The organism is Rickettsia gravesii BWI-1 (assembly GCF_000485845.1).
GTDB lineage: Bacteria > Pseudomonadota > Alphaproteobacteria > Rickettsiales > Rickettsiaceae > Rickettsia > Rickettsia rickettsii.
The window spans coordinates 46,300-56,746 of the sequence record NZ_AWXL01000002.1 but is presented as its reverse complement, the minus strand read 5'-3'; the positions used below and the strand labels follow the sequence as shown (position 1 = coordinate 56,746).

The window sequence follows — 10,447 nt, the reverse complement described above, 5'->3', positions numbered from 1 at the left end:
CCGCCTATGCCAAACGTCGTGTTAATGAGAAACCGCCAAACGCTTTTCATAGTTTTATCGTAATTTAACTGAAGCCCGTAATTTACCGCCGTAAGCGGTGTATCGACATTACTGACGAAACTATTAACGCGTGCTTTTATGTAATCATTCGTGATGTTCTTATAACCTATAGCTAAAGGACGCAATATTATATAATCTAACACAGAATTAAATACAAACACTTTACGGTTAAATTTTTCGTATGGATCATAAACTTCCAAGCAACCGTTTTCATTTCTTCCACCATTATAGTTATATATGTCATTATCAACATATTCAAGATCAGCTCTTATTGATAATGAACATAAAATAATGGATAATATAATTAATATTCTCATTGATTTATGCTGTTTTCTTACAAACAATAATACTATATTTATTGTTTTCCGCTAGTATTATTTCTTCCGAAATTAATATAGTAAAATTATTTTTTTGTAAAAAATTATTTATTTCATTCAAGTTAAAAATAAATTCTTTGCGTTTTACTGAAAATTGTGTCTTCGTCGCATTCGGTAAACAAAGGGCAAAATACCCTTGTTTATTAAGAGATGAGTATATTAAATTAAAATATTCTATTAAATTGTTAGTAAACGATAATCCGCAAAAACTAAAAATAATATGAAATTTATTAGAGTTTTGTTTTAAAAATTCATTGATAGCAATATTATATATATGATCGTAAATTTTAGTGTTCGGGTAATATGTTTCTTGTAACTCATTCATTAAAGCAGAAACTTCTACACCGGTTAAAGTAAAACTTTCCGGAAAACGTTTTTGTATTTCATAACCTACAAGCCCTATATTACTTCCAAGTTCCAAAATAGAGTAATTATTCGGTAAATCAGATATCTGTTTAAGTGCTTCATTAACAAACCTATACGGAAGATGGATATTTTTGTCGTTATTAAAAATAGTAGGATAATATTGTGCTGTTAAATCACGATATTCTCCACAAATTTCTTGAGGTATTTCAGTAATATCCTTATAATTTTTCAAAAAATTTATAAATATAGGTTTATATTTTTCATTAGATTTTTCTAAATATTCCATAGCTTGCCTGTAATTATTTTTTAAAAAATAAACCCATCCGAGTTGATAATATACTTTAGAATCATTAGGATTAAAAAATTTATCGACTAGTTTAAACCTAAGTAATGCATCATTTAAATTACCTCTATATAAATGATCGAGTCCAAGTTGATAATTAGTTTCGGCTAAATGAGAGAATTTATATTTACAATCACTTATATAATTTTTAAATTCTAAAATTTTATTCTTAATAAAATTCGGTATATTTATTATAGTTAAGCAATAATGTTTGATTTTGTCTTTTATTTTACCGAGCATAGTTTAATTACTAAATTAATATTACTTACTATAATAAAGCATATCTTGATAAATTTTTAAATAAAATAATAATTTTACTTGTAAATTAATGGCATTGAAGCTAGGATGTACATGTTATATGTACATCAGTAGGTAGCTCATGAACTCAATTAGCGACACTTCATTTAGAAAAAACTTAAGCTCTGTACTAAATACCGTAGAAAACGATCATGTCCCTATATCTTATTAAAAGAAAGAATCATAAGAATATTATTCTTTTAACCGAAGAAGAATATGAATCTACAAAAGAAACATTATATTTATTATCTAATCCGGCTAAGGTTTATGGTCATATAGAATTAACCACGAACATAGACTAATATATTCTGTCAATACTAAACAAATTATAATATATAATTGTAGATTTCATTATAAAAATTAATATTTATTTCTTGAAATTACCGATTTTACTATAGCTTTCATTTAATACGGACTCAAATTATGTCAATTATTTCTACGAGGCTAAGTTCTATAAAACCGTCGCCGACCCTTGCAGTCGTTAAAAAAACTCTTGAACTTAAAAAAGCGGGAGTTGATATTATCACACTCGGTGCCGGTGAGCCTGATTTTGATACGCCTGACAATATTAAGGAAGCGGCGATTAAAGCGATTAAAGACGGCTTTACTAAATATACTAACGTTGAGGGTGTGCCTCTTTTAAAGCAAGCAATAAAAGACAAATTCAAACGTGAAAATAATATAGATTACGAACTTGATGAAATAATAGTAAGCACCGGCGGTAAACAAGTTATATATAATTTGTTTATGGCATCTTTAGACCAAGGGGATGAGGTAATTATTCCAGCACCCTATTGGGTTTCATATCCTGATATGGTTGCACTTAGCACAGGCACACCTGTTTTTGTAAATTGCGGAATTGAAAATAACTTTAAATTAAGTGCAGAAGCTTTAGAACGTTCAATTACGGATAAAACTAAGTGGCTTATTATTAACTCACCTAGTAATCCAACAGGTGTAAGTTATAATTTTGAAGAACTAGAAAATATTGCTAAAGTTTTAAGAAAATATTCACATATAAACGTAATGTCCGATGATATTTACGAGCATATTACTTTTGATGATTTTAAATTTTATACATTAGCCCAAATAGCACCTGATTTAAAAAAGAGAATATTTACCGTAAACGGAGTATCTAAAGCTTATTCTATGACGGGTTGGCGTATAGGCTACGGTGCAGGCTCTAAAGCTTTGATTAAAGCAATGACTATTATTCAGTCGCAAAGTACTTCAAACCCTTGTTCAATAAGTCAAATGGCTGCTATTGAAGCATTAAACGGTCCTCAAGATTATATAAAGCCTAATGCTTTAAATTGTCAAAAAAAGCGTGATCTTGCTTTATCAATTTTGAAAAGAGTAAAATATTTTGAGTGCTATAAGCCGGAAGGGGCGTTTTACTTATTTGTTAAATGCGATAAAATATTTGGGCATAAAACTAAATCAGGAAAAATTATTGCAAATAGTAATGATTTTGCCGAATATTTACTTGAAGAAGCAAAAGTTGCCGTAGTACCTGGTATCGCTTTCGGCTTAGAGGGATATTTTAGAATCTCTTATGCTACTTCTATGGAAAAGCTAGAAGAAGCTTGTATTAGAATTGAGAGAACAATCGATGTCATTCCTGCTTAAGGCTTTGCATGGATACCAAATCGTCATTGCGAGCAGCCATAGGCTGCGTGACAATCTCGTCAAATATACTGAGATTGCTTTATCACTTACCTCGTAATTTCCTCGCAATGACGGAAAAGTTAAAAAGCCATCTAAACCAACAAAAAAATAATGCGGAAAGTTTTTAAAAAATTTTTAAAAAATAATAAATACGTACTTAGTATAATTACTATTTTACTATATTGGTATTTGCGTTTTGTTTACTTTACTTCAAAGCAGAAATTTATATTTTACGATAACGGCAATAAGGAAAAATTCCTAAACGAACAAGGGGTAATCTTTGCATTTTGGCATAATATGCTTGCCTTAAGTCCGGCTATGTTTATAGGACATAGAAATATCTATGCTTTAATATCACCGCATTTAGACGGAAAAATTTTAAACGATCTAGTAGGAAAATTCGGTTGCAGAGTGATAGTAGGTTCTACTAATAAAAATCCAATTGGAGCTTTACGTAATATTATAGGTAAGTTATCTCAAGGTGCAAATATAATAGTCACGCCGGACGGTCCTAAAGGACCGGTATATAAAGTAAATAGCGGCATTACCGAAATTGCCTATAGATATAACACAAAACTTATTACTATAGTCAGCTCCACTTCTAGATGTTTCAGATTAAAAAGTTGGGATAAATTAATAATACCCCTACCGTTTGGTACCATTAAAATCATAGTTGGCTCGCCTTTAGAACTCACAAATGATAAAATACAAAACCATATAAGCCTTGAAAAACAATTAGCAAGCTTAACAGAGAGTTTAAAGAAATGATGTTATTATATTATGCTTTAAGCTTTATATTATTACCTGTTTATTTTATCATAATTCTTATACGTTTATTAATAGGTAAAGAAGATATAAGACGCATCCAAGAGCGTTTTGCTATTGACAAACACAGACAAGACGATTCATTAGACTTCGTGCAAACGTCCGCTAATAAAGAGGAATTTAAAGGAGACACTTCACTGCGAACCACAGCGTACACACTAGTACGTGAGGATGAAGGGTTAGGATCGACGTATAAATTACCTTTAGAAGCAAGTTATGCACGAAGGCTGATATGGATTCATGCAGCAAGCGTTGGCGAGTCTATGACAGCTTTAACATTAATACATAATATAAGTAAACGCTACCCTGACATTCGTTTTCTAGTAACTTCTTGGACTAACAGCTCCGCTAAAATATTAACTGCCAAATTACCTAAAATAGCAGTTCACCGATTTTTACCGATAGATAATATTATTTTTACTCGAAAATTTTTAAGAAGTTGGCAACCTGATTTAGGCATTTTTATAGAATCGGAATTATGGCCGTGTACTATTAATGAGGGAGCCAAGCAGTGTAAATTACTACTAGTTAATGCTCGTATTTCCGATAAATCATTTAAAGCTTGGCTAAAAAGAAAAAGCTTTTTTCAGCTTATTCTCAAAAATTTCAGTAAAATTATCGTGCAAAGCGAGCATGACTTACAAAAATTCAATGAACTTGGCGTATCAGATGCAGTGAATTTAGGCAATATTAAATTTGCCAACGAAAAACTTCCGGTCAATCAAGAAGAGTTATCAAAATTAAGCTTACATTTAGACAATAGGCGAGTCGTGCTATTTGCCAGCACTCACCCCGAAGATGAAGAGGTGATTTTGCCTATAATCAAAAACCTAAAAGAGCAGTTTTTAGACTGCTATATTATCTTAATTCCAAGACATCCTGAGCGAGTTAAATCAATTATCGATAATTGTAAGTCACATAATTTATCCGCTACCGCTAAGTCGCAAAATGATTTACCTGTTTTAAGCGATGATCTTTATATAGTTGATAGGTTCGGCGAAATGGGACTATTTTTTTCTGTAGCTACAATTTCTTTTATCGGCGGTTCTTTTAAACAAGGCGGGCATAATATTTTAGAAGCAGCATATTTCTCTAATTGTATTATATTCGGTCTCGATATGAGCAAAAACACCGATATCGCTAAAGGCGTACTGCAAAATGAAGCAGCTATCCAAATCAAAAACGGTGAAGATTTACTAACCAAACTAACATATCTACTCAGGTCTAATAATTCTCTAGAACTTAAAGCTTACCGCGGAAATGCTTTAAAATTTGTTAAGGACAACCAAAAAGTCCTAGATGAATATTTAAAAGTAATTACGAAGTTTCTTTGATAGAATTTAACTAAAAACTCTTATTCTCCTAAAAGCTCTATAGTAAATTCAGGATCTACGTGACTGATTTCTATACTTCCGTTATTTTCTAGTATTTTCTTATTCAAATACCTATAATACCCACACTTATAGGCCAAGAACATAATTCACCTTTATAAACGGTTAAGGCCGGATACTATTGGTTATGAAAAATTATAGGTGGGTTTGGCAACGATAACTTATTTAATTTTCCGTCTCTACCGTAATGTATCTTTAAAAAAGCAGGATCTGCTTAGGCATGTTTGCCCCATCAAAATATTTTAAAATTAGCGAAATATCAAAAATTTCTCCCGTATCTTCTGTAGTATCAGGGACAATCATGCTTCTAAATTCTTTAATCTTAACTATACGCTTATTATTTAATCTTAATGTTAAGGAAGCTTCAATTGTCTCTTCCAACACAATACCGCACTTATAACCGTTTTCGGTTTTAAATTCTTTGTGAACAACTTTACGCTTAGTAGGTTCAGAAAATATAAATTTTTCCTTACCGTTGCTGTTAAAATCACTTCCTGGACCGACGATTTCTATTGTGTACCGGTTGTCACTTTATAAGGTTTAAAAGGGTTTTAGCTCCAATCTTTGCACTATCTACCAGTTTTTTTCCGTATATTTTAGCCTTTTCTCTTTTAGAGGTAGGAGTATTAGGGGGAGTTTGCTCTAAAGGATCTACAGGATTAGTTGTCATCGACTGAGTGGAAGTACTCGTATTACCTCGAGACGAAGGATGCTTTGTTATATAAGTTATTTTACTTCCGGCATCAGTACCGAGTACTGCTATTTGTCCACTTCCTATCTTATAGACGTTTTCTATAATTTTACTTTCTGTGACGGTAACTTTTACTGCCCCTTCTACTGCTTTATAATATGCATAACCGGCACATACTATAATAACTCCAAGCAGTTCGGCATCATTATCACTATAATTAGCTTGTCTCCTACGATGCTCTTCGGCAGCATAAATTTATGCAGCATATTCCTCTTTTGTCCTTGACATAAAATGCTCTCCATTTAAACTAAAAATAACAATTAATGTAAGATTTTCTATTATTAAGTCAATATAAATCTTTTATTATAAAGGAAAAAACCGAAAATTATTTATTAATAGATAGTTGATTGTAGTTAGAGAGATATTATAAATACAAGTTTAGAAATAAGCACTTATCCTAAATTTGCCTTTGTTTGCTTTGAAAAGGTGTGAGTGAGCATTCACGAGTTTTTTACTGTCACCTAGTTCAATTGACCACGGGAAGGTATTGTTGCGTGGATAGAAAAACGCATTCGGTGTCATACCGTGGTTTGACCACGGTATTCATAAAAATAACTAGTATTAGTTGTTTTTATATTTTGACTGGATCCCACGATCAAGTCACGGGATGACAGGATAGAATTGTGCCTGCACAACAACGCATGCTCGCAATGATGATTTGGTATCCACGCGGGAATGACATTGAAGCTATGAAACAAGCCCATTAACCTTGCGTAATGGCAACTACTTCATCGGCAAAGTTTTTTTCTTCGTGTTCTATACCTTCACCAAGTTCGTATCTAATAAATTTGGCGATTTTAATTTCTGCACCGAGTTCTTTTTCAGCATTTTTAATTACTTCCGCAACGGTAAGTTTAGGTTCAAATAAGAAATTTTGCTGAAGCAATACAACTTCCGAGAAGAATTTACGTATTCTACCTTCTACCATTTTTTCTATAATATTATCAGGCTTTCCGTCTTCTTTAGATTTCTCAAAAAATACTTTTCTCTCACGCTCTACGAGTGCTTGATCCAAGCTTGAATCATCTATACTTTGCGGGTTATTTCCTGCTACATGAACAGCAATTTGTTTAGCTAAAGCTTCTAGTTTTGCTTTATCTTTTGCGTTAGACACAAGACCTACTAATACGGAAATTTTTCCTAAATTCGGTACAACTTCATTATGCACGTACGAACCGATTGCTCCTTCAGATATCTCTAATATATCCATACGACGTAATGTTAAATTTTCACCGATTGTAGCGATATTTTCTATAATTTCTTCTTCAACTGATTTACCGCTTTGCATTTTAAATGTTTTTAGCGTATCTATAGTTTTTGCAATTACTGCAAGATTTGCAATATCCTTAACTAGATCCTGAAACTGCTCATTTCTAGCAACAAAATCCGTTTCGGAATTTACTTCAATTACCACTCCGGTAAGCCCATCAACTTTTGCAGCCGTTAAACCTTCAGAAACAATGCGTCCGGCTTTCTTTGCAGCAACAGCTAAACCTTGCTTACGAAGAAAATCAATAGCTTCTTCAAAATTACCGCTGGTTTCTATTAATGCTTTTTTGCAGTCCATCATACCTGCACCAGTTTTTTCTCTTAATTCTTTAACCGCTGCAGCACTTATATTTATTTCACTCATACCTTACTTTCTCCTTAATTATTATATTTGGCTTGGGTTGTGGCTCGAAGAACGACCTCGGTGTCACCCCGTAGCTTGCTCCTGGGGTCCATAAAAACAATTTAAAATACTAATATTATTAGTACTTTAAGCTGGATCCTGCGATCAAGTCGCGGGATGACAATGGAAAAGCCGATCCATGCAACAACACTTATGCATTATCAGAATTTTTATTTTCATCGACATCATTTAATGCTTGCTCAAATTCTGTATTTGTCTCTTCATCAATATTTTTCGTTTTAGAGAATTTTTTAGCTTGTTTTAATTTAGAAACATTTTTAGAAGTTAACGCCTTATCTGTATGCTCTTGCATAGCACCCATATCAACTCCTGAAACTTTCATTGATTCTTCAAGTCCTTGTAATGCCGCATCTGCAAATAAACTACAATAAAGTCTTATTGATCTTATAGAATCATCATTACCCGGAATCGGATAATCTACATTATCAGGATTAGAATTAGTATCAACTACTGCAACTATAGGAACATTAAGCTTTACCGCTTCATTAATTGCGATATGCTCTTTATTAGTGTCAATAACTACTAGAAGATCAGGTTTAGAATTAAGATTTCTAATACCGGCAAGAGATAGAAGTAATTTATCTTTCTTACGGCTCATATCGAGTATCTCTTTCTTAGTATAACCCATAAGTGCTTCTTCGTTTTCTAAGGTTTTGTCTAACTTATTTAGCTTTTCTATTGAACCCGCAATAGTTTTCCAGTTAGTTAGCATACCACCAAGCCATCTATGATTTACGTAATACTGCCCGCATTTTTCGGCATATTCCGCTATAATATCGCTTGCCTGTATTTTAGTACTTACAAATAATATTTTACCGTCTTTTTTTACGGTTTCATATATTGCATTCAAAGCAACGCTCATTAAAGCGACACTTTGTCTTAAATCGATTATATGAACATCATCACGTTCACCATATATATAAGATGCCATTTTAGGATTCCAGCGTGAGGTCTTGTGACCGAAATGCACGCCCGCATCTAATAATTCTTTAATGTTAACAGATGGTATTTTTGACATTTTTAAATTCTCCTAATTGTTAGTTTATACCTCCGTAAGATGTCCATTCTAATGAACTAACATATATCTTACGTGTGAATTTTTTGCTTAAGTTTTGGATAATCGTTATTGCGAGCAGCCGTAGGCTGCGTGGCAATCTCATCACATATCCTGAGATTGCTTCGTCAATTATTACATAATTTCCTCGCAATGACGACTTACAAGCTTATAAATTATATACGTATATTGCGTAATTTACAAGCTTTTATTCTTTTCGCCAAATAGTAGTACCGTCAGGTTGATCTTCTAGAATTATTTTTTCCTCTAATAACTGGTTACGAATTTGATCAGCTAATAACCAATTTTTTTGTTTTTTTGCTTCCAAACGCTTATTTACAAACTCATTTATATAGAGTTCATCCACACCGCTATTAAACCACTCGTGTGGAGTCTTATTCATTAAACCAATAAAATTAGCACAAGTAATAATAGTAGAGGCGTTAAGCTGCCTTTCTTCTTCAGTTTTAGAAATAAAAACACCTTTAGCGTAGTCATTAATGATTTTAACGGCAAGCGGCGTATTCATATCATCAAGTAAGCTTTGCATGAAATCATGAGGTAAATCTATTTTCTGCACATTAATATTTCCTATAGCTCTATACCAATAATCTAAAGTTTTTTTAGCATCTTCTATAGCTTTATCATTATAATCAACAGGACGCCTATAGTGACTACTTAATAAAAATAACCTTACTACTTCTCCTTGAATTTGTTTATCCATAAAATCCCTTACGGTAATAAAATTACCAAGAGATTTACTCATTTTCTCACCGTTAACCGTTAGAAACCCATTATGTACCCAATATTTAGCATAAGTAGAACTTGGGAAAGCACATCTACTTTGAGCAATCTCATTGGTATGATGCGGAAAGATTAAATCTGCTCCGCCGCCGTGAATATCAAAATTCTCACCTAAATATTTGTAGCTCATGGCTGAACATTCAATATGCCATCCAGGGCGACCAAGTCCCCAGGGGCTTTCAAAATTTATATTTGCCGATTCATTTTGCTTTGCCGGTTTCCATAATACAAAATCTTGTGGATTTTTTTTGGTTTTACTATTTTCTACATGTACTCCCTCAAACATTTCTTCTAAATTTCGGTTAGATAATTCCGTATAATTTGGAGCTGATAAAACATCAAAATAAACATGATTATCAGCAATATATGCGTGATCTTTTGCTATTAAGCGTTCTATTATTGCGATCATTACATCAATATGCTTTGTAGCTTTCGGCTCAATACTAGGTAGCATACAACCTAAATATGCCATATTTTTATGAAACTCTTTTGTAACTTTATCAGTCAACTCATCAATAGTAACACCAAGTAGTGCAGCTCTATCGATAATTTTATCGTCAATATCCGTAATGTTACGTACATATTTTACTGCCTTCTCACCAAATATTTTTATAACTATACGATAAAGTAAATCATATACTACTTCTGACCTACTATTGCCTATATGAGGATTATCATAAACAGTCGGTCCACATACATAAATTTTTACGTTAGCTTGATCTTGAGGATTAAAAACCTCTTTAGTACGGCTAAGAGTGTTATATAAGTGAAATTGAATTTGCATATTTTATTTAATACTATTTTTGAAAAAAGTTTAA

12 protein-coding genes are annotated in these 10,447 nt (G+C 32.4%); 5 read left to right on the top strand and 7 right to left on the bottom strand.

Translation table 11 applies throughout. From position 1 onward, the window contains the following. Together RGRA_RS0101165 and RGRA_RS0101160 are read right to left on the bottom strand one after the other, a co-directional pair. On the bottom strand, nt 1-377 hold a 377-nt coding region (locus RGRA_RS0101165), incomplete at its 3' end, for an MlaA family lipoprotein (RefSeq protein WP_024547220.1). A gap of 4 nt (nt 378-381) precedes the next feature. Continuing rightward, nucleotides 382-1,386 carry a methyltransferase domain-containing protein gene (locus RGRA_RS0101160; RefSeq protein ID WP_017443422.1) on the bottom strand — a complete coding sequence of 335 codons (1,005 nt, stop codon included), beginning with the start codon at nt 1,384-1,386 and terminating at the stop codon, nt 382-384. A gap of 209 nt (nt 1,387-1,595) precedes the next feature. Between RGRA_RS0101160 and RGRA_RS10090 the strand changes: the two genes are divergently transcribed. The 5 genes from RGRA_RS10090 (at nt 1,596) to waaA (ending at nt 5,270) form a co-directional block, all read left to right on the top strand. Next, complete coding sequence (locus RGRA_RS10090; protein WP_236609751.1) at nt 1,596-1,745, top strand: type II toxin-antitoxin system Phd/YefM family antitoxin; 150 nt, start codon at nt 1,596-1,598, stop codon at nt 1,743-1,745. Further along, nucleotides 1,724-1,807 (top strand): hypothetical protein, encoded by an 84-nt coding sequence (locus tag RGRA_RS14215; RefSeq protein WP_408005770.1) that lies wholly within the window; start codon nt 1,724-1,726, stop codon nt 1,805-1,807. The genes RGRA_RS10090 and RGRA_RS14215 overlap by 22 nt, the downstream gene beginning before the upstream one ends. Before the next feature lie 59 nt (nt 1,808-1,866). Next, the gene (locus RGRA_RS0101150) at nt 1,867-3,072 is read left to right on the top strand and encodes a pyridoxal phosphate-dependent aminotransferase (protein ID WP_017443421.1); all 1,206 of its coding nucleotides are present in this window, start codon (nt 1,867-1,869) and stop codon (nt 3,070-3,072) included. Between the two features lie 150 nt (nt 3,073-3,222). Then, a complete protein-coding gene (locus tag RGRA_RS0101145) occupies nt 3,223-3,879 on the top strand; it encodes a lysophospholipid acyltransferase family protein (RefSeq protein WP_017443420.1) in 657 nt (218 codons plus the stop codon). Continuing rightward, the gene (gene waaA / locus RGRA_RS0101140; protein WP_017443419.1) at nt 3,876-5,270 is read left to right on the top strand and encodes a lipid IV(A) 3-deoxy-D-manno-octulosonic acid transferase; all 1,395 of its coding nucleotides are present in this window, start codon (nt 3,876-3,878) and stop codon (nt 5,268-5,270) included. Before RGRA_RS0101145 ends, waaA begins: the two co-directional genes overlap by 4 nt. A 252-nt stretch (nt 5,271-5,522) precedes the next feature. Here the strand turns inward: waaA and RGRA_RS13030 are convergent, their stop codons facing one another. The 5 genes from RGRA_RS13030 to cysS form a co-directional block, all read right to left on the bottom strand. After that, nucleotides 5,523-5,711 carry a hypothetical protein gene (locus RGRA_RS13030; protein WP_236609750.1) on the bottom strand — a complete coding sequence of 63 codons (189 nt, stop codon included), beginning with the start codon at nt 5,709-5,711 and terminating at the stop codon, nt 5,523-5,525. Between the two features lie 142 nt (nt 5,712-5,853). Beyond that, complete coding sequence (locus RGRA_RS13025; RefSeq protein WP_236609749.1) at nt 5,854-5,997, bottom strand: hypothetical protein; 144 nt, start codon at nt 5,995-5,997, stop codon at nt 5,854-5,856. Between the two features lie 784 nt (nt 5,998-6,781). Beyond that, the gene (gene tsf / locus RGRA_RS0101120) at nt 6,782-7,711 is read right to left on the bottom strand and encodes a translation elongation factor Ts (RefSeq protein WP_017443418.1); all 930 of its coding nucleotides are present in this window, start codon (nt 7,709-7,711) and stop codon (nt 6,782-6,784) included. A gap of 190 nt (nt 7,712-7,901) precedes the next feature. Beyond that, on the bottom strand, nt 7,902-8,789 hold the full coding sequence (rpsB, locus tag RGRA_RS0101115) for a 30S ribosomal protein S2 (RefSeq protein ID WP_017443417.1): 888 nt from the start codon (nt 8,787-8,789) through the stop codon (nt 7,902-7,904). A 244-nt stretch (nt 8,790-9,033) separates the two neighbouring features. Next, the gene (cysS, locus tag RGRA_RS0101110; protein WP_017443416.1) at nt 9,034-10,413 is read right to left on the bottom strand and encodes a cysteine--tRNA ligase; all 1,380 of its coding nucleotides are present in this window, start codon (nt 10,411-10,413) and stop codon (nt 9,034-9,036) included. Nucleotides 10,414-10,447 lie beyond the last annotated feature (34 nt).